Below are 22,574 nucleotides of genomic sequence, written 5' to 3'. Positions count from 1 at the left end.
CCGAGCGGCCGGGAGGAGTGGTTCACCGATGGGACGACCCAAGTCGCCGGCTTCCGCCGGGACCCGGCAGCGGCTCGCCGAGGCGGCGCTGGAGCTGTTCCACACGCGGGGCTACAACGGCACCAGCATCCAGGACATCGTCTCCGCGGCCGGCGCCCCGAAGGGCACCTTCTACAACCACTTCGCCAGCAAGGAAGCCCTTGCCCTGGACTCGGTGACCCGGTACGCGTCCGCCGTGCCGCTGGAGATGCTCGACGAGAAGCAGGGTGGCAGCCCGCTGGAACGGATCACCGCCCATCTCCGGTGCCTCGTCGCGCTCTCCGACACCCTGGGCGACCGCGGCTGCCTGCTCGGCAACTTCGCCACCGAGATCCCCCCGCACAGCGGTGCCGTCCGGGACGCCGTCGACGCCGGGTTCGCCCGCTGGGTCGACGCCCTGGCCGGGGCCATCGAGCAGGCCCGGGACGCGGGGGAGCTGCATGGAGACGAGCCGGCGGGGGTGCTCGCCGGTTTCATCGTCCACAGCTACGAGGGCGCGGTCGCGCGGGCGAAGGCCGCCGGCGATCGCCAGCCCGTCCAGGAGTTCCTCGCCGTCACCACGGCGCGGATCCTCACCTAATGGGGGCTGCCGGGTCAGCCGCTGGCAGACTCGGTGCCTGGTAGCCGCGGGCGGGTGAGCACTCCCCTCACCTGGGCCGATGTATGGAGTCCTGGGGTAGAGCGTGCCCCCGCCTGTGGTCGGGAGATGAACGGCTGATGGGGTGTCGTGCCCGCTGGGTTCTGGCGTGAGCACTGGTCCATTAGGGCGCTGGAGTCTTCCGTGGGCTGCTGACACCGACCCCTGGCGGAGCGGAGACCCGGAGTGCTGTTCGTAGGAGACGACTGGGCTGAAGATCATCACGATGTGGAGGTGCAGGACCAGCACGGCCGGGCGATGCGCACGGCCCGGCTGCCTGAGGGCGTGGAGGGGATAGCCCGTTTCCACGAGCTCGTGGGCAGGTTCCTGCCCGATGATGGTGATCCGTCCCAGGTGCTGGTGTGCATCGAAACCGACCGTGGGCCGTGGGTTCGGGCGTTGATCGCGGCCGGTTACCAGGTCTACGGGGTGAATCCCAAGCAGGCCGCGCGACACCGGGAGTTGGTGTCGCTGTCGGGTGCCAAGAGTGACAAGGCCGACGCGCACACCCTGGCCGACATGGTCCGTACCCGCCGCCACCAACTGCGGCAAGTCGCCGCCGATTCCGACCTCGCCGAGGCGGTCAAGGTCGTGGCCCGCGCGCATCAGACCCTGATCTGGGAACGCACCCGGCACATGCTGCGGCTGCGGGCCGCGTTGCGGGAGTACTTCCCCGCCGCGCTGGATGCCTACCAGCCGCTGACGTTGACCGGCACCGACGCTCTGGAGCTGCTGGCCAAGGCCCCGACCCCGGCCACGGCGGCCAGGCTTTCGCTGTCGCAGATCAGCGCAGTGCTCAAACGGGCCCGCCGCCGTGACATCCCGGCCAAGGCCGCGGCGATCCAGCAGGCCCTGCGCACCGCGCATCTGGGCCAGGCCGAGGTCGTCACCGGCGCCTACGCGGCCACCGTCCGCGCCACGGTCGCGATCCTGCAAACCCTCAACACGCAGATCCGGACCATGGAAAGCCAGGTCGAGGCGCATTTTGGCCAGCACCCGGACGCTGAGGTCTACCTCAGCCAACCCGGCATCGGCGTGATCCTCGGCGCCCGGGTGCTCGCAGAGTTCGGCGACGCCCACGGCCGTTACACCGACGCCAAGTCCCGCAAGAACTACGCCGGCACCGCGCCGATCACCCGCCAGTCCGGAAAGTCCAAGACCGTCCACGCCCGGTTCGTCCACAACGACCGACTCGTCGACGCTCTCCACATGCAGGCCGGCGCCGCGATCCTGCACGACGTGGGTGTGCGCGCCTACTACGACGAGCTACGTTCCCGCGAGATCGGACACAACGCTGCCCTCCGCCAAATCGGCAACCGCCTCGTCGGAATCCTCCACGGCTGCCTCAAGACCGACACTCACTACAACCAGACCACCGCCTGGTCACACCGCACACCACGCGCTGCCGCTTGACATCTCAGCTCCTGGGGTGTCCGAGCCGTCCGGGCCCCGGGGCGTCGACCCGGCGGCGGCGGCGCCCCCCTTTTTTGTCTCCCTTCCAAGACGACCGGTCATACGCCAACGACCGGCGTCCTTCCATCGAACGTGAGGATCATGATGACCACCTACCGTGCCTTCGAGGTGACCGGTGCAGGGCAGTTCGCCCTGGTTGAGCGCGAGTTGACCGACCCGACGCCCGGCCAGGTGCGGCTGCGGGTACAGGCCTGCGGGGTCTGTCACACCGACACCCTCGCCGTCAACGGACTGCTCCGCGACCCGTCGACGCCGATCGTGCCCGGCCACGAGATCGTCGGCGTCATCGACGCGGTCGGCGCCGGCGTGACCGCGTGGCGCCCCGGCGACCGGGTCGGCGTCGGCTTCCTCAACGGCCACTGCGGCGAGTGCGACTCCTGCCGCCGCGGCGACTTCGTGAACTGCGCCGCCCAGCCGCTGACCGGCACTACCGTGGACGGTGGATACGCCGAGGTCGCGTATGCCCGAGCCAGCGGCCTCGTGCGGATCCCGGACCGCCTCGCCGCGACCGACGCCGCTCCGCTGCTCTGCGCCGGACTGACCATGTACCAGGCGCTCCAGGGGCTCGACGCCCGTCCCGGCGCCCTGGTGGCCGTCCAGGGTATCGGCGGGCTCGGCCACCTCGGCCTGCAGTACGCCCGCGAGCTGGGCTACCGCGTCGTCGCCATCGCGCGCGGCACGGAGAAGGCGGGACTCGCGACGGAGCTGGGCGCCGAGACCTACCTCGACAGCACCACCGAGGACGTCGGCGCCGCCCTGCAGAAACTCGGCGGCGCGGCGGCGATCGTCGCCACCGCGGCGAGCGGCGCGTCGATGTCCGCGCTGGTCCCGGGGCTGGCACCGCGCGGCCGGCTGGTCGTGGTCGGCGCCGGCTTCGACCCGATCTCGGTGCAGCCCGCCGACCTGATCTTCGGCACCCGGGCCATCGCTGGGAGCCTGACCGGCAGCTCCATCGAGAACGAGGACAACCTCCACTTCAGCGTGCGACGGGGGGTGCGGTCGAGGAATGAGGTCCGCCCGTTCGCCGAGGCGCCCGAGGCGTACGCCCACATGCTCACCGGCCGGGCCCGGTTCCGCGTCGTGCTCGACGTGGCCGCCTGAATCCGACATTCGGCACGAGGAACAGGTCATGAACGAGCTGTTGGCGAAGGTCATCGCCGTGCACGGCGGCATGGACCGCTGGAACGAGTCGACCTCGGTCAGCGCCCGGGTGCTCGGTGGCGGTGGCCTGTGGGCGCTCAAGGGACAGGAGGGCGTGCTGCAGGACATCCAGTTCGAGTAGGGACCGACAGATGCCCGGCCGACCGGCTCCAGGGCCGCGATCCGGTCCAGCGCGTCGAGGGGTCCCGGCTCGGTGATGCTGACCACCGCGGTCGTCCGTCCGGGCGGACGACCGCGGCACGGGCCGTCGGCAGCGGCCGGACGCTGTTAGGGTTGGCACCGAGTGATCGGAACAGGGAGACCAGACATGGCGGGCGACGACGACATCTCCGGGTGACACCGGACCCGGCCCCGGCAGGCGCGCCTCAGCGCAGCCGCCGTGGCGCCGTGCCGTCGTTCCACGAGCCCTGTTCCCCGCCGGGCCGCCCTGCCGCGCGCGCCCGCATCACCACGAGGACGCCACATGTCCGACGCGTACATCACCTGCTCGAACCTCTCCTTCTCCTGGCCGGACGGCACCCCGGTCTTCACGGACCTCTCCGTCACCGTCGGCGCGGAACGCACCGGCCTCGTCGGGCCCAACGGCGCCGGCAAGAGCACCCTGCTCAAGCTGATCGCGGGCAAGTACCGGCCCACGGGCGGCGGCGTCTCCGTCCGGGGCGTCCTCGGTCACCTGCCGCAGGACCTGCCGCTGGACGGGGCGCGGACCGTCGCCGAGGTGCTGGGGGTCGCCGACCGGCTCGCGGCACTGCACGCCATCGAGTCCGGAGACGCCGGCGAGGAGCACTTCGCCACCCTCGGCGACGACTGGGACGTCGAGGAGCGCAGCCGCGCCGAACTGGACCGGCTCGGCCTCGGCGACGTTTCGCTCGACCGCCGGCTGCACACCCTCAGCGGCGGCCAGGTCGTCTCCCTCGGGCTCGCCGCGCAGCTGCTGAAGCGGCCCGACGTCCTGCTGCTCGACGAGCCGACCAACAACCTCGACCTCGACGCCCGCCGCAAGCTGTACGCGGTGCTCGAGGAGTGGACCGGCTGCCTGCTGCTGGTAAGCCACGACCGGGCGCTGCTCGACCGGATGGACCGCATCCTCGAACTCGACCGGGGCGGGGTCCGCTCCTACGGCGGGAACTTCACCACGTACGAGGAGGCCGTCCGCGCCGCGCAGGACGTCGCGGAGCGCAACGTCCGCAACGCCGCGCAGGAGGTCAAGCGGGAGAAGCGGGAGATGCAGCAGGCGCGGGAGCGGGCCGAACGCCGGGCCGGCAACGCCGCGCGAAATCTGAAGAGCGCCGGGCTGCCGAAGATCTTCGCCGGGACGATGAAGCGGGGCGCGCAGGAGTCGGCGGGGAAGTCGAACGAGACGCACGCCGCGCGGGTCGGCGAGGCGCGGGCCCGGCTCAACGAGGCGGGCCGGGCCCTGCGCGACGAGCAGAAGATCACGCTGGAGCTGCCGGGCACCAACGTCCCGGCGGGACGGACGGTGTTCCTCGGCGAACGGATGCAGGTGCGCCGCGGCGACCGGGCCCTCTTCGCCGGCGACGGCGTCGACCTGGTGATCCGGGGACCGGAGCGGATCGCGCTGACCGGGCCCAACGGCGTCGGCAAGTCGACCCTGCTGCGACTGATCCACGGTGACCTGACGCCGGAGGGTGGCCGGGTCCGGCGGGCCGACGGCCGGGTCGCGTACCTGTCCCAGCGGCTGGACCTGCTGGACCTGGACCGCACGGTGGCGGAGAACCTGGCCGCGTTCGCCCCCGGGATGCCCGACGCGCAGCGGATGAACCTGCTCGCCCGGTTCCTGTTCCGGGGCTCCCGCGCCCAACTGCCGGTCGGGGCGCTCTCTGGCGGTGAGCGGCTGCGCGCCACCCTGGCCTGCGTGCTGTGCGCCGAACCGGCGCCGCAGTTGCTGCTGCTCGACGAGCCCACCAACAACCTGGACCTGGTCAGTGTCGGGCAGTTGGAGAGCGCGCTCGGGGCGTACCAGGGCGCGTTCGTGGTGGTCAGCCACGACGTGCGGTTCCTGACGGAGATCAAGGTGGAGCGCTGGCTGCGGCTCGACGAGGGCGGGCTGCGTGAGACGGACGCACCCGACGACTAGTCCGACAGGAGGCCGGGAGGACCGTTCGCTCGTGGCGTCACCGACCACTTGGGAGGCACTCTGACCGGTATGGAGTGAGTGTCGCGAATGTGAGGGGTGGTGAGGGCGATGAGTGCCCGCAGCCTGGCAGAACTCGCCGTCGAGCGTGACGTGCGTCCGGTCGGCGAACAGACCGGATCGGCCACCGAAGTGCTGGTGGCCGCCATCCCGTCCGAGACCCTGGCCGCGTACACGGCGCTGGTCGGCATCGTCCTCGCCGCCGACGTGGGCGCCGGGTACGGCGCGTTCCGGTGGTCGGCGTACGTGATCTTCGTGGTGTTCGCGTTCCTCGCGCCGTTCGCCGGCTACTACCGGAAGGTGACGTCGCCGGAGAGCACGCCCGACGCCGACCACCGCCGGTTCCCCGTCCTGGAGTGCGCCGCCGCGGCGCTCGCGGCGGCGGCCTGGGGCCTCGTCATGCCGGGCAGCCCGCTGGGCATCGTCCTCGACGGCAACGCGCTGGTGTTCGCGACCGCCGCGCTCGTCCTCGGCGCCGCGACGCTGCTCGCCTTCGCCACCCAGTTCCTGGGCAAGGCCAACGACCGGAACACGGCCGGGGTGCCGGTCCCCACGTTCGTCATCGACGAGCCGTGCCGCTCACGAGCGTCGGCCCGGCCCGGGTCACCGGGCAACGCCAGGACGTCGGCTGACGCCCGCCGGACGTCGGCGAGGAGCCGTGGCGGTCTCCGCCGGCCTCACCCGCTTCCGCGCATCCCGGTGACGCTGAGCTCGGCGTCGGCCGCCCCGGCTCACTCCGGTTCGGGGGCGGCCGGGGGCATCGCCAGCGCGAGGGTGAGGTCGAGGACGGTGGCCGGGTCGTGGAGGCGGTCGCCGTACAGCTCGCGCAGCTGGCCCATCCGGTAGCGCACCGTCTGCGGGTGCACGAACAGGTCGGCCGCCACGTCGTCGCGCCGGCCCTGGTGCAGCAGCCACGACCGCAGCGTCTCGGCCAGCCGGTGCGCGGTGGCCGGCGGCAGCGACTCCAACGGCTTCAGCGCCTGGGCCCGCAGGTCGGCCAGCCCCTCCGGGTCCATGCTGAGCACCAGCTCGGCGAGGTGCTCCTCGGTGTCCAGCGGCCCGGCGTCGGGCCGTCCGAGGCCGAGCGCCAGCGCCCGCGTGGCCCGCTCATAGGAGGTGCCCACCCGGCTCCACGGGCGTGCCGGCCCGAGCACCGCCCGATGCCCCCGCAGCACCCGGGCGAGCTGCCGGCGGCCGGCGCCGTGCGCGTCCGGCACCAGCAGTACGGCCAGCTCCTCGGCGAGGTCGACCCCGGGCAGGTCCTCCCCGCTCTCCAGGGTGTGCGGGCTGAGCAGCGCGAGCACCGGGCGCAGGTTGCGGCGCGGCAGCAGCACGACGGTGAGCGTCTGCGGCGGCGGCCACTCCGCCCGCTCGGCGCTGCGGCGCAGGGTCTCCTCCGGCTCGCCGGCCAACAGCTGCTGGGTCAGCCGCTCCAGGTACCGGCGCTGGACCCGGCCGGCGCTGGCCAGCTCGTCGGCGTGCCCGGCGACGCTGGCGGCGGAGAGCTCGTCGATGTAGGCGAACATCAGCTCGGCGAACTCGGCGACGGTCTCGGCCGCCAGCCCGGCCTGCACCGTGGTGGTGGAGACCTCCCGCCAGGCCACCCGGGCCCCGATCCGGTACGCGGCCAGCAGCGCGTCCATGCTCCGGCCGGAGCGCGCCTCCCCGCTGCCGAGCGCGTACGCGGCCTCCAGGGCGGGGGTCAGCGGGGTGCTCGGGTCGGAGGACTGGGCCTTCTCGAGGAGCTGAAGGAACGTGCCGAGCGCGATGCGTACCGCGTTCTCGATCTTCTCCCGCATGGTGCCGGTGAGGGCGCCGGAGTAGCCCGGCACCTCGCCGGTGATCGCGCTGACAGTCCGCTCGGCCACCACGGGGAGGCGGCCGCGGAGCCGGGCGGCCACCCGCTCGTCCAGTTCGAGGCGGGCGGCCCGCCGGGTCGTCCCGGACTGGTCGGACATGTTGTTCTCCCCGAACAAAAACCTGCCGCTGATTCACCTTTGCCGGTCAAGATGTTATGCGATTGCGCGGCCACCCTGGTCATATGACCACAACTGTCCCGCGGCCCCCCGGGAAGGTCTCCTTCCGCGCCAGGCTGCTGCGGCTGGCCGAGACGGTCACCACCCCGCTGCTGCCGGAGGACTACCTCGACCTGGTCGCGCCGCTGCGCGCCGGCGCCGCCCTGCGCGGCCGGATCGTCGCCGTGCGACCGGAGACCCGGGACGCGGCGACCGTGGTCATCCAGCCCGGCCGGGGCTGGCGCGGCCACGTCCCCGGACAGTACGTGCGCCTCGGCGTGGACGTCGACGGGGTCCGCCAGTGGCGCGCCTACTCGGTCACCTCGGTGCCCGGCAGCCGGGACGGCCGCCTCGCGATCACCGTCAAGGCGATCCCGGACGGCAAGGTCAGCAACCACCTGGTCCGCCGCACGCGGCCCGGGACGATCGTCCAGCTCGACCAGGCGCAGGGCGACTTCGTGCTGCCCGAGTCGGCTCCGGAGCGGGTCCTCCTGCTCACCGCGGGCAGCGGCATCACCCCGGTCATGGCGATGCTCCGCGCCGGCCTGCACACCCGCGCCGACGTGGTGCTGGTGCACTCCGCGCCCACCCCGGACGACGTGATCTTCGGTGCGGAACTGCGGGCGCTCGCCGAGCGGGGCGCGCTGCGGCTGGTCGAGCGGCACACCGACACCGACGGGCTGCTCGGCGTGCACGAACTCGACGACCTGGTCCCCGACCACGTCGAGCGGGAGACCTGGGCCTGCGGCCCGGTCGGCATGCTCGACGCGGTCGAGGGGTACTGGACCTCCCGAGGCGTCGCCGAGCGGCTGCACACCGAGCGGTTCCGCCCCACCGTGATCTCCCCCGGGGAGGGCGGCACGGTCACCTTCACCGGCTCCGGGACGACCGTCGAGGCCGACGGCGCCACCCCGATCCTCGACGCCGGCGAGAACGCCGGCGTGCTGATGCCCTCCGGGTGCCGGATGGGGATCTGCTTCGGCTGCGTGCTCCCGCTGCGCCAGGGCGCCGTACGCGACCTGCGCAACGGCGACCTCACCACCGCCGTCCCCGGCGACGGCGTGCTCATCCAGACCTGCGTGTCGGCGGCGGCCGGTACCTGCGACATCGAACTCTGAGAGGAGGCCTGCACGTGACCGTGATCCAGAAGAAGGCCGTCAACCCGATCGCCCACCTGAGCGCCGAGGACATCGAGATCATCGGCAAGGAGCTGGACGCGATCCGGGACCGGGTGATCGCCGACCGGGGGGAGCGGGACGCCCGCTACATCCGCAAGGTGATCAAGACCCATCGGACGCTGGAGCTGAGCAGCCGCGCGGTGCTGCTCTTCTCCTTCTTCCCGCCGGCCTGGATCGTGGGCACCGCCGGCCTCGCGGTGGCGAAGATCCTGGACAACATGGAGATCGGTCACAACGTCCTGCACGGGCAGTGGAACTGGATGCGCGACCCGAAGATCCACTCCACTACCTGGGACTGGGACCACGTCTCCCCGCCCGACCAGTGGCAGCACTCGCACAACCAGCTGCATCACCGGTACACCAACGTGATCGGCAAGGACAACGACCTCGGGTACGGCATCATGCGCGTCGACGAGGACCAGCCCTGGCACCCGGTCCACCTCGGCCAGCCGCTGTGGAACCTGATCAACGCCTGTTTCTTCCAGTACGGCATCGCCGCGTACGACCTGGAGCTTGGCCACAACCTGCGCGAGGGCCGGCACAAGGCCCCGGAGTTCCGGGCCAGGGCCCGCGCGGTCGGTCGCAAGATCCGTCGCCAGGTGCTCAAGGACTACATCGTGCACCCGCTGCTGTCCGGCCCGTCCTTCCTGAGCACGCTGGCCGCGACCTTCACCGCGAACCTGATCCGCAACGTGTGGAGCCACTCGGTGATCATGTGCGGGCACTTCCCGAACGGAGTGGAGACCTTCGAGAAGACCTCGATCGAGGGCGAGACCCGGGGCGAGTGGTACCTGCGGCAGATGCTCGGCTCGGCCAACATCAGCGGCAGCAAGCTGATGCACATCATGACCGGCAACCTGTCGTTCCAGATCGAGCACCACCTCTTCCCCGACCTGCCGAGCAACCGCTACCAGGAGATCGCCCCGCAGGTCCGGGCGCTCTTCGACCGGTACGGGCTGAAGTACACCACCGGCCCGCTGCCCAAGCAGGTCGCCTCCGCGTGGTGGAAGGTCATCCGGCTCTCCCTGCCGAACCGGCGCCGCGACCGGAGGCAGCCGGTCGCGCCGGCGCTGGTCTCCTCCGGGGCGGCCTGACCCGTCGCCCGACCCGGCCTCGCACGTCGGCCCGGCCGACCGGACACCCATCTCTCGGTGTCCGGGCCGGCCGGGCCGCTGTCGTTCCTGCCGGTGTGCGTGGACTACCGCCGGGCGGTGGGTGTCACGGGTTGACGAAGTCCCGCACCTGGCCGTAGATGGTGGCGTCGTTCTGCAGGCTGGTGTGGAAGACACAGGCCGTCTGGGTGTTGGTCGCGCCGGAGAGGATCGTGCTGTCCACCGGGTTGATGACCCCGTCACAGGGGGAGCGCCAGGTGCCGTAGCCGAAGGCGCCGGGCGTCTCGTCGCCGGAGTTGAGGGTGGCGAGGAAGGCCGAGCTGACCCGCATCTCCACGCAGGCGGTGCTGACGCAGGTGTTCGCCGAGCTGGTGCCGTGGTTGGGGCCGCCGAGGGAGACCCATCGGTCGACCTTGCCGCTGCCGGCGAGGTTCTTCAGGTAGTAACGGGAGGACAGCCCGCCCATCGAGTGGGTGATGATGTCCACCTTGGTCGCGCCGGTGCCGGCCAGCAGCTTGTCGACCTCCTGGCTGACCGTCTGCGCGGTGGTCGCGTTGGACTGGCTGGTGTTGTAGGAGAACGCCCGCAGGTGGCTCGACGGCCACCCGTCGGCCTGGAAGCGGCTGATCATCGTGTTCCAGGTCGAGGCGCTGCTGTTCCAGCCGTGCACGAACAGGATCGGGTTGCTCGACGGCGTGTACGAGGCGGCCTGCGCGGGGGAGGGGAGGCCGACCAGGGTCGCGGTGGCGACCGTGAGGGCGAGCAGCCATCTCGTCAGGAGCGATGCCACGGGGGTGGGTCCTTCCGGGGGAGACCGGCGGCGCCGCCGGTCGGCGGGCCGCCCACGAGCCGTCCACGTGCCTGTTCGGCACCTCGGAGGGGGTGCGACACGGGCTCGGGGGGACCCACGTCGTCCGAGGTGCGGGAATGTTACCGACGGGTTGCCATCAGATGTCAATACATCGATGCAAGGTGACTGTCGGTCGACCGGCGACGCCAGCGGGTGGTGGCGGGTCTCCGGGGGTGCCTGGCAGACTTTCCGGAGGTCACCGCAGGCGGAGGGACGTGGGTCCATGACGGGAAACGGGCACGACCTCCGGCCGGACGCCGAGACCTTCACCCTGTTCGGCGCCCGGGTGACCATCGTCGACGCCGCCGGGCTGCTCGCCGCGGCCGGCGCCGGCCCGGTCGAGCTGCTCGCCGACGCCACCTTCCCCGCCCCGGTGCGCGCCGTGCGACTCACCGTCCGGGCCGCCGACGGCACGCACCGCTTCGACGCGGAGGTCCGCACCTCCGCCGGCCGCGCGGTCGGGCTGCTGGCCCTGGGCGTCGCCGGCCCGGCCGGAGTGCTGCTCGCCCGCCGGCTGGCCGGCACCGATCCGACCGCCGGTGGGCTGCTCGCCGAGGCGTCGCGCCGGCTCGGGCTCCGGCCCACCGGCACCGGCGTCGGGGAGGACCTGGCCGGGGCCGCGGCACTGCGCGAGGCCGCCGCGCACGGCCTGCACCCCGAGGTCACGTACGACGAGAGTCCCGACGGCGGGCGGACAGTGACCCTGCGCGCGGCCGTGCCCGGCGGCGAGGCCGGCCCGACGCACCTGCGGGCGATGGTCGGCCTGGTGCTGCACGTGGTGCGCGAGCTGGCCGGCGAGGGGGCGCTGCGCGACCGGTCCTACAGCGTGGGCCGCCGACCCGCGCCGGCGGCGGTCCCGGCCGTGCCGCGCACCGAGGCGGTCACCCTGGACCAGGTCGGCGGCCTGGCCGAGGTGGTCGCCCGGTTCCGGGAGATCGCGGTGTCGTTCCGCCACCCGCAGGTGATGGCCCGCTGGGGCGCCCGCCGCCCGCAGGGCATCCTCATGTACGGCCCGCCCGGCACCGGCAAGACCATGCTGGCCCGGGCCCTGGCCAACGAGATCGGCGCCGACTTCCGCGAGATCCGCACTCCGCAGATCCTCGACAAGTACCTCGGCGGCTCCGAGCGCAACATCAAGCAGATCTTCCGGGAGGCCCGCCGCTACCGGCAGCCCACCGTGCTGCTCTTCGACGAGTTCGAAAGCATCATCAGCTACGCCGGGGCGGGCGGGGACGCCGCCAGCCAGGCGGTCAACGCGGTCGCCGGCATCTTCAAGCAGGAGATGAACACCCTGTTCGAGGAGAACCCCGACGTGATCGTGGTGGCCACCACCAACTTCCCGCAGCGAGTGGACGCCTCGCTCATCCGCTCCGGACGCTTCGACGTCAAGCTCGCCATCCCCGCGCCGGACGAGTCCGGCCGCGCCGAGATCATCACCAAGATGATCCGGGAGCTGATCGCGCGGCACGAGGGGCCCGGTTTCCGGATGTTCACCGCCGACGTCGACCCGGCCGAGCTGGCCGCGCTCACCGCCGGCCTGACCGGCGCGGACATCCGCGAGGTGCTGCGCCGGGTGCAGCTGGCCAAGGCGATGCGGGAGGCGACCGAGGGTGCGCCGGCCGGCCCGATCAGCCAGGATGACCTGCGAGAGGCCGTCGCGGGGCTGCACCGCGGCTGAGCCCGGCCCGACGGAAGGAGACCCCTTGTCGTCCACCCTGCTGTCCCGTCGGGACCTGGTGTTCCTGCTGCACGACTGGCTGGACGTGACCCGGCTGACCGAGCGGCCCCGCTACGCCGAGCACTCCCGGGAGACGTTCGACGACGTGCTGGACCTGGCCGCCCGGGTGGCCGCCGAGCACTTCGCCCCGCACAACCGGGCCGCCGACAGCGCCGAGCCCACCTTCGACGGCCGCCGGGTGCACACCATCCCGCAGGTCAAGGCGGCCCTGGACGTCTTCGCCCAGACCGGGCTGCTGGCCGCCAGCATGGACGAGTCGATCGGCGGGATGCAGCTGCCGCACGCCGTCTCCGCCGCCTGCTTCGCCTGGTTCCAGGCGGCCAACGTCGGCACCGCCGCGTACCCGTTCCTCACCCTGGGCAACGCCAACCTGCTGCTCACCCACGGCAGCGCCGAGCAGATCGACACCTGGGTACGCCCCATGGTGGAGGGGCGCTTCTTCGGCACCATGTGCCTGTCCGAGCCGCAGGCCGGCAGCTCCCTCGCCGACATCACCACCCGGGCCGAGCCGCAGTCCGACGGGACGTACCGGCTGGTCGGCACCAAGATGTGGATCTCCGGCGGCGACCACGAGCTGGCCGAGAACATCGTCCACCTGGTGCTGGCCCGGATCCCCGGCGGCCCGCCGGGGGTCAAGGGGATCTCACTGTTCATCGTGCCCAAGGTGCTCCTCGACGCCGACGGCGCCCTCGGGCCACGCAACGACGTGGTGCTGGTCGGCCTCAACCACAAGATGGGCTACCGGGGCACCACCAACACCCTGCTCAACTTCGGGGAGGGGGTGCACCGGCCGTACGGGCGGGCGGGTGCGGTCGGCTACCTGGTCGGGGAGCCGCACCAGGGGCTGGCGCAGATGTTCCACATGATGAACGAGGCGCGGATCGGCGTCGGCGCCGGCGCGACCGCACTCGGCTACACCGGGTACCTCAAGTCCGTCGCGTACGCCCGTCAGCGCCCGCAGGGCCGCCCGCTCGCCGACAAGGACCCCACCACGCCGCAGGTGCCGATCGTCGCCCACCCCGACGTCCGCCGGATGCTGCTGGCCCAGAAGAGCTACGTGGAGGGCGCGCTCGCCCTCGTCCTCTACTGTGGCCGGCTGCTCGACGAGGAGAAGACCGCCCCGGTCGAGGCCGACCGCAGCCGGGCCCACCTCCTGCTGGACATGCTCACCCCGATCGCCAAGAGCTGGCCGTCGCAATGGTGCCTGGCCGCCAACGACCTGGCCATCCAGGTGCACGGCGGGTACGGCTACACCCGTGACTACGACGTCGAGCAGCACTGGCGGGACAACCGCCTGAACCCGATCCACGAGGGCACCCACGGCATCCAGGCGCTGGACCTGCTCGGCCGGAAGGCGACCATGCAGGGTGGCGCCGGGCTGGCGCTGCTGCTGGAGACGATCGGCGCGACGGTCACCCGGGCCTGGAAGGCCGAGGGGGAGGCGGCCGAGCTGGCCGCCCAGCTCGGCGCGGCGGTGGACCGGATCGGCGTGGTGACCCGCCGGCTCTGGGCCAGCGGCGACCCGGAGCCGGCGCTGGCGAACGCCAGCGTCTACCTGGAGGCCGTCGGGCATGTGGTGATCGCCTGGATGTGGCTGGAGCAGCTGCTCGTCGTCGAGGCGGCGGGCGCCCCGGACGGGCCGGACGCCGACTTTCTCGCCGGCAAGCGGCAGGCCGCCCGGTACTTCTTCCGGCACGAGCTGCCCCGCACCGAGCCCCAGTTCGACCTGCTGGAGAGCCTCGACCGGACCACCCTGGACACCCGGGAGAGCTGGTTCTGACCGCCCCGACGGGCCGGGGCGCGCGCCCCGGTCCCGACGGGTCGGGCCGCGCCCCGGTCCCGACGGGTCGGGCCGCGCCCCGGTCCCGACGGGTCGGGCCGCGCCCCGGTCCCGACGGGTCGGGCCGCGGCCCGGCCGGGTCAGTCCCCGGCGAGGAGCCGGTCGCGGACCTCGCGGCGGAGGACCTTGCCGATCTGCGACCGGGGCAGGTCCTCCACCACGACGATGCGGCGGGGCACCTTGTAGCCGGCGAGGTGCTGCCGGCAGCCGGAACGGACGTCCTCGGCGGCGGTGGGGCTCGCCGGGTCCAGCACGACCGCCGCCACCACCTCCTCGCCGCCGTGCTCGCCGGGCAGGCCGACCGCCGCCGCGTCGCGCACGCCGGGCACCCGGCGCAGCGCCTCCTCCACCTCCGACGGGTAGACGTTGAAGCCGCCGGTGATGATCAGCTCCTTGATCCGGTCCACCACGGTGACGAAGCCGTCCGGGTCCATCGTCACCACGTCGCCGGTACGCAGCCAGCCGTCCGGCAGCAGCACCGCGGCCGTGTCCTCGGGGCGCCCCCAGTAGCCGGCGAACGCCTGCGGGCCGCGGACCAGCAGCTCACCGGCCTCGCCCGGGGGCTGGTGCCGGCTCGGGTCCTCCGGGTCGACGATCCGGATCTCGGTGGACGGAACGGGCACGCCGACGGTGCCGCGCCGGCGGGCCGGGGAGACCGGGTTGCCCAGGGTGATCGGGGAGGTCTCGGTCATGCCGTACCCCTCGACCAGCAGGCCGCCGGTGACCGACTCCCACAGCTCCACGGTGGCGGGCGGCAGCGCCATCGCCCCCGAGATGGCGTACCGGACCGAGCTGAGGTCGATGTCGCGCTTGCGGGCGGCGGTGGCGAGCCGCTCGTAGATCGGCGGCACGGCGGGCAGGAAGGTCGGCGGGCGGCGGCGTACCGCGTCGAGGACCTGGTCGAGGTCGAACCGGGGGAAGAGCACCAGGGTGGCGCCGATGCCCATCGAGAAGGTCAGGCACAGCGTCAGCCCGTACGCGTGGAAGAGCGGCAGGACGGCGTACACCGTCTCCTCGCCGTCGCGCAGGCCCGGCACCCAGGCGCGGCCCCGCGCGGCGTTGGCCCGCAGGTTGCGGTGGGTGAGGATGGCGCCCTTCGGGGTGCCGGTGGTGCCGCCGGTGTACTGGAGCAGCGCGGTGTCGTCCGGGCCGGGCGCCGGGTGGTCGGCCGGGAGGGGGCCGGCGGTGGCGACCAGTTCCGCCCAGGAGAGCGTGCCGGGGGCCGGCGCCGTCATCGCGGCCCGGGCGGCGCGGGTCTTGTGCAGCGGCAGCCGCAGGGCCCACCGCTTGAGCGGCGGCAGCGCCCTCGGCGTAGCTGGCCGGTCGCCGAGGCCCGGGCGAGGTCAGTGCCGGGCCACGTAGACCGTGTTCGCGGACTCCCGGCCCTGCAACGGGTTGGGGAACCGGACGACGTGCGCCACCGAGGTCGGGAACACCTCGGTCAGCACCCGCTGGAACGCCGGGTCGGGCGGGTCGTTCGACCAGAGCGCGAAGACCCCGTCGGGGTGCAGGAGGTCGGCGAGCCGGCGCAGTCCGGCGACCGTGTAGAAGTCGGCGTGGCTGGGGTGCAGCACCTGGCGCGGCGAGTGGTCGACGTCGAGCAGCACCGCGTGGAACCGACGTCCCGGCGCGTCCGGGTCCCACCCGCTCCCGCCGGCGACGGCGGCGAAGAAGTCGGCCCGGACGAACCGGGTACGCGGATCGGTGGCCAGCCCGGCGGTGAAGGGGAGCAGGTCTCGGCGATGCCAGTCGATCACGTCCTCGATGGCCTCCACCACCACCAACGAGCGGACCCGCGGGTCCTCCAACGCGGTCCGCGCCGTGTAGCCGAGGCCGAGCCCGCCGACCACCACGTCCAGGGCGTCGCCGTTCAGCGTGGCCAGCCCGAGCCGGGCGAGTTCGATCTCCGCGACCGGGAACAGGCTGGACATCAGGAACTCGTCGTCGAGCTTCACCTCGTACACGTCGACGTCGAGCGCCGGGTCGCGCCGCCGGCGCAGGCTGATCTCGCCGATCGGGGTCTCCCGCCAGGCCAGTTCTTCGAATCGCGCGCCCACGGGTGGTCCTCTCCGCCGGTTCCGTCACCGGATGTTACCGGCCCGCCGGCCGGCCGCCGGACGATCCCGGCCGCCCGGGCTTTTCCCCGCCGCCGGCGGCATCCCACGCCCCGGCCCGGGTAAGCCACCCGGTCGAGGACGTCGGAGCGGAAGGGGAGCGCGGTGGCGGAGATGCTGGCCGGACGGTTGCACGTGACCGGGCGGGCGTTGCGGATGGAGTCGGTGCCGGTGCCCGAGCCGGGCCGCGGGCAGGTCCGGATCAGGGTCGCCGCCGCCGGGGTGTGCCTGTCGGACGTGCACCTGATCGACGGCACGCTCACCCCGCTGTACCTGTCCGGCGACGTGGTGACCCTCGGTCACGAGGTGGCCGGGACGGTCGACGCGCTGGGGGAGGAGGTCGAGGGCTGGCAGCCGGGCCAGCGGGTGCTGCTCCAGGCGGGGGAGCGGGACCGGAGCGGCACCCTGCTCACCCGGGGCGTGGACTACGACGGCGGCTGGGCCGAGTACGCGCTGGCCCGCGAGGACACCGTCATGCCGATCCCCGACGCCCTCCCGTTCGAGCAGGCCTGCATCATCCCCGACGCGGTCTCCACCCCGTGGGCGGCGGTGACCGACACCGCCCGCACCCGGCCGGGGGAAGCGGTCGCGGTGTGGGGGGTCGGCGGCCTCGGCGCGCACGCGGTGCAACTGCTCTTGCTGGTCGGCGCGGCGCCGGTCATCGCCGTGGATCCGCTGCCGGCGGCCCGGGACCGGGCGCTGACCCTCGGCGCCGACATTGCCCTGGACCCGAAGGACGCCGCCTTCCGGGACGCCGTGCTGGACGTGACCAACGCCCGCGGTCTGGACGTCGCGTTCGACTTCGCCGGCGTCACCCCGGCACGCGAGCAGGCCATGACCGTGCTCGGCCGGCAGGGCCGGCTGGTGCTCACCGGCATCGCCAACCAGCCGCTCACCATCCCCTCGGACAGCCGGTTCAACTACAGCCGGCAGGCCGTGCTCGGCCACTACGGCTCGGAGGCGCAACACGTCGAGCAACTCGTGTCGCTCGCCGCTCAGGGCCGGCTCGACCTGACCGCCTCGGTCAGCGATGTGCTGCCGCTGGCCGACGCGGCCGAGGCCGTGCGGCGGGTCCACGACAAGGAGGGCAACCCGATCCGGCTCATCCTGCGCCCCTGACCGGTCGGCCGGCGCGCCGCGCGCGGCGGTGCGGGATCAGCCGCTGGGGCGGGCCGCGACGACCACCGTGTCGAGGGCGTCCACGCTGTCGCCGCCCTCGGTGGGCACCGGCCGGCGGGCGGTCTCGGCCCGCTGGATCCGCATGCCGGCGAGCCCGTCGACGACCGCCTCGGGGGTGAGCAGGATCGCCGGGTCCTGCGGTCCGCCCGTCCCGCCGTCGAGGTTCGCCCGGTCGTGGCCGACGACGACGATCGTGCCACCGGGGCGCAGCGCGCTCCGGGCGGCGGCGAGCACTCCGGCCAGTTCCGCGGCGGGCAGGTGCAGGTAGCTGATCAGGACCAGGTCGTAGCTGCCCGGCACCGGCCGGTACGTGGTCACGTCCGCGACCCGCCACTCGACCGGTACGCCCTGCCGGTTGGCCAGCTCGCGGCCCCGCTTGACGGCCACCGGGGAGAAGTCCACGGCCGTGACCCGCCAGCCCTGGCCGGCCAGCCAGACCGCGTTGCGTCCCTCCCCTGCCGCCAGGTCGAGCGCGCTGCCGGGGTCCAGCCCGGCGACCGACTCGACGACGAAACGGTTGGGCTCAGCGCTCCACACCAGACCCGGCGTGTTGGCGTACCGGGTGTCCCAGGCGCTGCTGTCCACTGTGGTTCTCCCTCCGGCGGCGGCACACCGCTACCGCGACCGTACCGGTCGACGCGAACGCCGCCGTCACCGCCAGCCCCAGACCCACCTCGGCGGGGAGCTGCTGGGCGAGGACGAAGACGCCCATCACCACGACGAACCAGCCGAACGACCTGCGCAGGAGGTCGGCGGGGATGCGCCCGGCGAGCTGCCCACCGGCGAAGCTGCCGGCGATGGCGGCGACGGTCACCCCGGCGGCCAGGCCCCAGTTGATGCTCACGCTGGAGAGGTAGCCGGCCAGGCCGGCGAAGGACTTCATCGCGATGACCACCAGGGAGGTGCCGACCGCGACCGGCATCGGCAGGCCGCCGAGCAGGGCGAGTGCGGGCACCACCAGGAAGCCGCCGCCGGCGCCGACCAGACCGGTGACCAGCCCGACCACCACCCCGTCGAGGATCACCCGCAGCGCGGGAAGCTCGTGCGGCACCGGTCGACCCTCGGCGGCGCGCCGGCCCCGGATCATCGCGACCGCGGTGGCCAGCATCATCACCGCGAACCCGGTGAGCAGGAACCCGGCCGGGATGAACTCGGCCAGGCGACCGCCCGCGTAGGCGCCGGTCATGCCGGCGAAGCCGAAGATCAGGCCGGTGCGCCAGCGGACCCGTCCCGCCCGGGCGTGCGGTAGGACACCCACCGCGCTGGTGGCGCCGACGACGAGCAGCGAGGTGGCGATCGCCTCCTTGGCCGGCAGGTCGGCGACGTAGACCAGCAGCGGCACGGCGAGGATGGACCCGCCGCCGCCGAGCAGGCCCAGGCTGATCCCGATCAGCACGGCCAGCCCGACGGTCAGCAGGATGCTCGCGGTCATGCCCGCCGCCCGGCGGCCGTGCCGTCGCGCAACTTACCGACGATGGTGTCCAGGTCGCAGCTGGCGCCCCGGTTGTACGGCAGCTTGCCGAGCAGCATGCCCATCGTGCAGGTGTTGGTCACCGCGGCGAAGGTGAGGCCGGCGCCGATGAATCCGGCGACCCACTTGAGCCCGGGCACGAAGACCGAGGCCAGGATGCTGACCAGGACGATCGAGCCGGCGACGAGGCGGACCTGCCGTTCCAGGTCCCAGCGGGGTGCGCCCTGCTTGACCGGCGCGTTGGCGGCCTGCCAGGCCAGCATGCCGCCGTCGAGGATCTTGAGGTTCGGTAGTCCGGCCCCGGCGAGGGCCTGCCCGGCCTGGGTGGCGCGGGCGCCGGAGCGGCAGATCAGCACCACATCCTCGGCCAGGTGGTTGCGCAGCTCCTCGCGGTGCTCCCGGAGCAGGTCCAGCGGGACGTTGTAGGCGCCGGGGATGTGGGACGTCTCGAACTCGGCGGGGGTGCGCACGTCGAGCAGTCGGGGCCCCTGGCCCGAGTCGATCAGCTCGCGCAGGGCGCCGGCGTCGAGCTTGGCGGGGCAGGTGGTCTCGGAAGTGCTCATGTCTCCTCGTTCGTGGCGCAACACCGTTGTCGGCGGGCAGGGTGGGACCGGCCGGCGCGAAGCGGCGGCAGGTGTCGCAGCCGGGTCAGGGCTTCTGGGCCATGGCGACGCCCGCCGGCTCGGCGTTGCCGAACTTGTCGTCGATGACGACGACCTCGCGGCCGGCGTTGGCGAGCAGGGACGCCGCTGCGGTGGCCCGGTAGCCGGAGCCGCAGTGCACCCAGACCACGCCCGGCGGGACGTCGGCCAGCCGGCGCGGGAGGTCGGGCAGCGGGACGTGCACGGCCCCGTCGACGTGGCCGGCCCGCCACTCGTAGGTCATCCGCACGTCTAGGACCACGTCGGGGCCGGGCAGGCCGTCGGGGGCGGCGGCACCGCGGGCGGCGGCGAGGGCCGGAAAGTCGGCGGTACGCAGCTCCCGCAGCTGCCCGGGCCCGGCCGTCCAGTCCGCGGGGTCGCCGGTGGCCTGGGCGGCGGGCCGGTCGATGCCGATCCGGACCAGCTCGCGCTGCGCGTCGGCGACCTGCCCGGGGGTCTCGGCCAGCAGGGTGACCGGGGTGCCCCAGTCGATCAGCCAGCCGAGCCAGGTGGACATCGGCCCGTCGAGGCCGAGGCTGACCGTGCCGGCCAGGTGGGAGGCGGCGTACGCCTTGCGGGTGCGCAGGTCGACCACCCACTCGCCGGCGGCGATCCGGTCCCGCAGCTGTCCCGCGTCGGCCCGGGTCACCGGGGTCAGGTCGACGGGCGCCGGACCGGCGGCGTTCGCCAGCCCCATGTGCGCGTAGTACGCCGGGTAGGCGTCCAGCCCGGCGAGGGTCTCGGTGACGAACTCGTCGGCGGCGAGCCGGAGCACCTGGTTGGCCTGCTTCTCCCGGCCGATGGTCGACTCGGGGGCGTCGGCCTGGGCGGCCGAACAGAAGCTGCCGAAGCCGTGCGTCGGCCATACCTGCGCCCCGTCGGGCAGCAGGTCGGCGAGCCGGCGTGCCGAGGCGTGCTGGTGGTGGGCCAGCTCGTGGGCGTGCTGCTCGCCGAGCAGGTCGGTGCGGCCGGTGGTGCCGAAGAGCAGCGAGCCGCCGGTGAAGACGCCGACCGGCCGCCAGCCGGCGTCGGTCGCCTCGTCGAGGACGTACGACAGGTGGTGGAAGGTGTGGCCGGGCGTGCCGACCACTCGCAGGCGCAGCGAGTTCCCCACGGCGACGGTGTCGCCGTCGGCGACCCCCACCCGGTCGAACCGGACGTCGTCAGCGGAGGCGACCAGGTACTGCGCGCCGGTCACCCGGGCGAGGTGCAGCCCGCCGGAGACGTAGTCGTTGTGTACGTGGGTCTCCAGCACGTGGGTGATCCGGACGCCCTGCTCGCCCGCCAGGCGCAGCACCCGGTCGATGTCGCGCTGCGGGTCGACCACCAGCGCGATCGTGCCGTCGCTGGCCAGGTAGCTCCGGTCGCCCAACGAGGACGTGGTGATCACGGACACCTCGACGGTCATGTTCGGTTCTCCCTTTGTCCGATACCCTCGGGGGTATGTGGCAGGTACACGTCCGCCCGGGTCGCGGGGGTGCGCGTACCCGCCCGCGCCGGGTTCACACGACGCGGGCGTCAGGTCGTACGGTCGTGGGTCAGGCGAGGGAGAGGAAGAGCTTCTCGAGCTCCTCCTCAGTCATCTCCGGGGTCTCGCCACGCTCCCGCGCGGCGTTGCAGTGCCGCATCCCCGACGTGATGATCTTGAAGCCGGCCCGGTCGATCGCCTTGGACACGGCGGCGAGCTGGGTCAGCGCCTCCCGGCAGTCCTGCCCGCTCTCCATCATCTCGATCACCGCGTTGAGTTGCCCCCGGGCCCGCTTGAGCCGGGTCAACGCCTCGCCGGTCATCTCCGGTCGTAGCTTCACTTGCGCCACCTCCTACGCTCCAACATACCCCCGGGGGTAGCCGTCCTGCGACATACCCCCGAGGGTATTGCCGGGCCGAGCCGCCTGAAACGCCCATTGGGCGCGGAATGGCGACGCAGGGTCCTCGACACATCGACGGAACGCTTATCCTGTGCCCCGACCGATTCAGGGAAGGGACCGCATGCCTTCGCGGCAGGACCAGCTCCACTCGTACCAGTTCACCGTGCAGCGGGCGGTGGCCGCGCTGGTGATGCGGGAGACCGACCCCGCCCAGTCGCCGTTCCGGCGGCTGGCCGGCGCGGGACTGGCCAGCGTCCTGGTCGCGGTGATCGGCCTGGGCGGGTTCGCTCTCTACGGCCTGTTCGCCGGTGGTGGCAGCTCCTGGCGGGACGCCGGCGCGGTGATCGTGGAGAAGGAGTCCGGCGCCCGGTTCGTCTACCGCGAGCAGCGGCTGCACCCGGTGCTCAACTACGCCTCCGCCCTGCTCATCATCGGCGCCGACCGGCCGAAGACCGTGCTGGTCTCCCGGCGCTCGATCGAGGGCGTGCCGCGCGGGCTGCCACTGGGCATCGCCGACGCTCCGGACTCGCTGCCCGCGCCGGGCAGGCTCTCCACCGCGCCATGGACGGTCTGCTCGGTCATCTCGACCGAAGTCGGACGCACCGAGCCCGGCTCGGCGCTGCTGATCGGCCGGGACGCGACCGGCGGCCGGCCCCTCGGCGAGCAGGGGGTGCTGCTGCGGCACCCGGACGGGAGCCTGCACCTGCTCTGGCATCACCGGCGCCACCTGCTCCGCGACACCGACCGGGTGCTGGCGGCCCTGGCCGCGACCCGGGACCGGGCGGTGCCGGTGGCGCCGGCGCTGCTCAACATCGTGCCGGCCGGCGCCGACCTGGCCCCGCCCACGGTGCGCGGCCTCGGCGAACGCTCCGCCCGGGTCACCGGCGCCACCGTCGGCGACGTCTACCTGGTGCGCAACTCGGGCGGCGGCCGGCAGTACGCGGTGGCCGAGCGGGACGGCCTGGCCGGCATCACCGAACTCCAGGCCGGCCTGCTGCTCGCCCGCACCGGACAGGGCGAGCCGGAGCCGATCACGCTGGGCCGGTTCGCCGCCCTGCCCAAGCTGCCCGGCCGGGTCCCCACCGGGCCGGGCAGCTTGGGCA

Annotated in this window: 20 protein-coding genes and 1 pseudogene; 12 read left to right on the top strand and 9 right to left on the bottom strand. The window is 73.2% G+C overall.

Going from position 1 to position 22,574, the window contains the following annotated elements; genetic code table 11:
- Nucleotides 1-28: 28 nt before the first annotated feature.
- The 6 genes from DKT69_RS10320 to DKT69_RS37690 all read left to right on the top strand — a co-directional run bounded on the left by DKT69_RS10320 (nucleotide 29) and on the right by DKT69_RS37690 (nucleotide 6,311).
- A complete protein-coding gene (locus DKT69_RS10320) occupies nucleotides 29-619 on the top strand; it encodes a TetR/AcrR family transcriptional regulator (RefSeq protein ID WP_109801343.1) in 591 nt (196 codons plus the stop codon).
- Nucleotides 620-862: 243 nt separating this feature from the next.
- Nucleotides 863-2,089 carry an IS110 family RNA-guided transposase gene (locus tag DKT69_RS10315; RefSeq protein ID WP_109801342.1) on the top strand — a complete coding sequence of 409 codons (1,227 nt, stop codon included), beginning with the start codon at nucleotides 863-865 and terminating at the stop codon, nucleotides 2,087-2,089.
- A gap of 144 nt (nucleotides 2,090-2,233) precedes the next feature.
- Nucleotides 2,234-3,250, top strand: coding sequence for an alcohol dehydrogenase catalytic domain-containing protein (locus DKT69_RS10310; protein ID WP_109801341.1), 1,017 nt, complete (start codon nucleotides 2,234-2,236; stop codon nucleotides 3,248-3,250).
- Nucleotides 3,251-3,278: 28 nt separating this feature from the next.
- Nucleotides 3,279-3,431, top strand: a complete 153-nt coding sequence (locus DKT69_RS38240) for a hypothetical protein (RefSeq protein ID WP_161557795.1) — start codon at nucleotides 3,279-3,281, stop codon at nucleotides 3,429-3,431.
- 342 nt (nucleotides 3,432-3,773) lie between these two features.
- Nucleotides 3,774-5,408, top strand: a complete 1,635-nt coding sequence (abc-f, locus tag DKT69_RS10305) for a ribosomal protection-like ABC-F family protein (RefSeq protein ID WP_109801340.1) — start codon at nucleotides 3,774-3,776, stop codon at nucleotides 5,406-5,408.
- Between the two features lie 108 nt (nucleotides 5,409-5,516).
- The gene (locus tag DKT69_RS37690) at nucleotides 5,517-6,311 is read left to right on the top strand and encodes a hypothetical protein (RefSeq protein ID WP_146231022.1); all 795 of its coding nucleotides are present in this window, start codon (nucleotides 5,517-5,519) and stop codon (nucleotides 6,309-6,311) included.
- Here the strand turns inward: DKT69_RS37690 and DKT69_RS10300 are convergent.
- Nucleotides 6,197-7,423: a PucR family transcriptional regulator gene (locus DKT69_RS10300; protein ID WP_109801349.1), complete on the bottom strand. Its 1,227-nt coding sequence runs from the start codon at nucleotides 7,421-7,423 to the stop codon at nucleotides 6,197-6,199. The genes DKT69_RS37690 and DKT69_RS10300 overlap by 115 nt on opposite strands.
- An 83-nt stretch (nucleotides 7,424-7,506) precedes the next feature.
- On the opposite strand from DKT69_RS10300, the gene DKT69_RS10295 reads away from it, so the two are divergent.
- Both DKT69_RS10295 and DKT69_RS10290 read left to right on the top strand, forming a co-directional pair.
- Nucleotides 7,507-8,598, top strand: coding sequence for a ferredoxin reductase (locus DKT69_RS10295; protein ID WP_109801339.1), 1,092 nt, complete (start codon nucleotides 7,507-7,509; stop codon nucleotides 8,596-8,598).
- 14 nt (nucleotides 8,599-8,612) lie between these two features.
- The gene (locus DKT69_RS10290) at nucleotides 8,613-9,752 is read left to right on the top strand and encodes a fatty acid desaturase family protein (protein ID WP_109801338.1); all 1,140 of its coding nucleotides are present in this window, start codon (nucleotides 8,613-8,615) and stop codon (nucleotides 9,750-9,752) included.
- 124 nt (nucleotides 9,753-9,876) lie between these two features.
- On the opposite strand, the gene DKT69_RS10285 is transcribed toward DKT69_RS10290, so the two are convergent.
- The gene (locus tag DKT69_RS10285) at nucleotides 9,877-10,560 is read right to left on the bottom strand and encodes an esterase/lipase family protein (RefSeq protein ID WP_236647525.1); all 684 of its coding nucleotides are present in this window, start codon (nucleotides 10,558-10,560) and stop codon (nucleotides 9,877-9,879) included.
- Between the two features lie 283 nt (nucleotides 10,561-10,843).
- On the opposite strand from DKT69_RS10285, the gene DKT69_RS10280 reads away from it, so the two are divergent.
- Nucleotides 10,844-12,298, top strand: coding sequence for an ATP-binding protein (locus DKT69_RS10280; protein ID WP_109801336.1), 1,455 nt, complete (start codon nucleotides 10,844-10,846; stop codon nucleotides 12,296-12,298).
- A gap of 25 nt (nucleotides 12,299-12,323) precedes the next feature.
- On the top strand, nucleotides 12,324-14,138 hold the full coding sequence (locus tag DKT69_RS10275; RefSeq protein WP_109801335.1) for an acyl-CoA dehydrogenase: 1,815 nt from the start codon (nucleotides 12,324-12,326) through the stop codon (nucleotides 14,136-14,138).
- 140 nt (nucleotides 14,139-14,278) lie between these two features.
- On the opposite strand, the pseudogene DKT69_RS10270 reads toward DKT69_RS10275, so the two are convergent.
- A pseudogene (locus DKT69_RS10270) lies at nucleotides 14,279-15,502 on the bottom strand (AMP-binding protein); the annotation flags it as partial.
- A gap of 39 nt (nucleotides 15,503-15,541) precedes the next feature.
- A complete protein-coding gene (locus DKT69_RS10265; RefSeq protein WP_109801334.1) occupies nucleotides 15,542-16,255 on the bottom strand; it encodes a polyamine aminopropyltransferase in 714 nt (237 codons plus the stop codon).
- A 171-nt stretch (nucleotides 16,256-16,426) separates the two neighbouring features.
- Between DKT69_RS10265 and DKT69_RS10260 the strand changes: the two genes are divergently transcribed.
- Entirely contained in the window at nucleotides 16,427-17,431 is a 1,005-nt protein-coding gene (locus DKT69_RS10260) for a zinc-binding dehydrogenase (RefSeq protein ID WP_201749568.1), read from the top strand.
- 36 nt (nucleotides 17,432-17,467) lie between these two features.
- Here the strand turns inward: DKT69_RS10260 and DKT69_RS10255 are convergent, their stop codons facing one another.
- The 5 genes from DKT69_RS10255 to DKT69_RS10235 all read right to left on the bottom strand — a co-directional run bounded on the left by DKT69_RS10255 (nucleotide 17,468) and on the right by DKT69_RS10235 (nucleotide 21,411).
- Nucleotides 17,468-18,076 carry a class I SAM-dependent methyltransferase gene (locus DKT69_RS10255; protein WP_109801332.1) on the bottom strand — a complete coding sequence of 203 codons (609 nt, stop codon included), beginning with the start codon at nucleotides 18,074-18,076 and terminating at the stop codon, nucleotides 17,468-17,470.
- Nucleotides 18,015-18,923, bottom strand: a complete 909-nt coding sequence (locus DKT69_RS10250; protein WP_109801331.1) for a sulfite exporter TauE/SafE family protein — start codon at nucleotides 18,921-18,923, stop codon at nucleotides 18,015-18,017. Before DKT69_RS10250 ends, DKT69_RS10255 begins: the two co-directional genes overlap by 62 nt.
- The gene (locus DKT69_RS10245) at nucleotides 18,920-19,525 is read right to left on the bottom strand and encodes a rhodanese-like domain-containing protein (protein ID WP_109801330.1); all 606 of its coding nucleotides are present in this window, start codon (nucleotides 19,523-19,525) and stop codon (nucleotides 18,920-18,922) included. Before DKT69_RS10245 ends, DKT69_RS10250 begins: the two co-directional genes overlap by 4 nt.
- 85 nt (nucleotides 19,526-19,610) lie before the next feature.
- Nucleotides 19,611-21,011: an MBL fold metallo-hydrolase gene (locus tag DKT69_RS10240; protein WP_109801329.1), complete on the bottom strand. Its 1,401-nt coding sequence runs from the start codon at nucleotides 21,009-21,011 to the stop codon at nucleotides 19,611-19,613.
- A 130-nt stretch (nucleotides 21,012-21,141) separates the two neighbouring features.
- Nucleotides 21,142-21,411, bottom strand: a complete 270-nt coding sequence (locus DKT69_RS10235; protein WP_109801328.1) for a metal-sensitive transcriptional regulator — start codon at nucleotides 21,409-21,411, stop codon at nucleotides 21,142-21,144.
- Between the two features lie 181 nt (nucleotides 21,412-21,592).
- On the opposite strand from DKT69_RS10235, the gene eccB reads away from it, so the two are divergent.
- On the top strand, nucleotides 21,593-22,574 hold a 982-nt coding region (gene eccB / locus DKT69_RS10230; RefSeq protein WP_109801327.1), incomplete at its 3' end, for a type VII secretion protein EccB.

Source organism: Micromonospora sicca (assembly GCF_003172935.1).
Lineage (GTDB): Bacteria > Actinomycetota > Actinomycetes > Mycobacteriales > Micromonosporaceae > Micromonospora > Micromonospora sicca.
This window is presented reverse-complemented; position numbering and strand designations above follow the sequence as displayed.

Excerpts from the sequence above, each read along its gene's own strand:
- DKT69_RS10320 (WP_109801343.1), top strand. The coding sequence starts at position 29 with ATGGGACGACCCAAGTCGCCGGCTTCCGCCGGGACCCGGCAGCGGCTC.
- DKT69_RS10310 (WP_109801341.1), top strand. The coding sequence starts at position 2,234 with ATGACCACCTACCGTGCCTTCGAGGTGACCGGTGCAGGGCAGTTCGCC.
- DKT69_RS38240 (WP_161557795.1), top strand. The coding sequence starts at position 3,279 with ATGAACGAGCTGTTGGCGAAGGTCATCGCCGTGCACGGCGGCATGGAC.
- abc-f (WP_109801340.1), top strand. The coding sequence starts at position 3,774 with ATGTCCGACGCGTACATCACCTGCTCGAACCTCTCCTTCTCCTGGCCG.
- DKT69_RS37690 (WP_146231022.1), top strand. The coding sequence starts at position 5,517 with ATGAGTGCCCGCAGCCTGGCAGAACTCGCCGTCGAGCGTGACGTGCGT.
- DKT69_RS10300 (WP_109801349.1), bottom strand. The coding sequence starts at position 7,423 with ATGTCCGACCAGTCCGGGACGACCCGGCGGGCCGCCCGCCTCGAACTG.
- DKT69_RS10295 (WP_109801339.1), top strand. The coding sequence starts at position 7,507 with ATGACCACAACTGTCCCGCGGCCCCCCGGGAAGGTCTCCTTCCGCGCC.
- DKT69_RS10280 (WP_109801336.1), top strand. The coding sequence starts at position 10,844 with ATGACGGGAAACGGGCACGACCTCCGGCCGGACGCCGAGACCTTCACC.
- DKT69_RS10260 (WP_201749568.1), top strand. The coding sequence starts at position 16,427 with ATGCTGGCCGGACGGTTGCACGTGACCGGGCGGGCGTTGCGGATGGAG.
- DKT69_RS10250 (WP_109801331.1), bottom strand. The coding sequence starts at position 18,923 with ATGACCGCGAGCATCCTGCTGACCGTCGGGCTGGCCGTGCTGATCGGG.
- DKT69_RS10245 (WP_109801330.1), bottom strand. The coding sequence starts at position 19,525 with ATGAGCACTTCCGAGACCACCTGCCCCGCCAAGCTCGACGCCGGCGCC.
- DKT69_RS10240 (WP_109801329.1), bottom strand. The coding sequence starts at position 21,011 with ATGACCGTCGAGGTGTCCGTGATCACCACGTCCTCGTTGGGCGACCGG.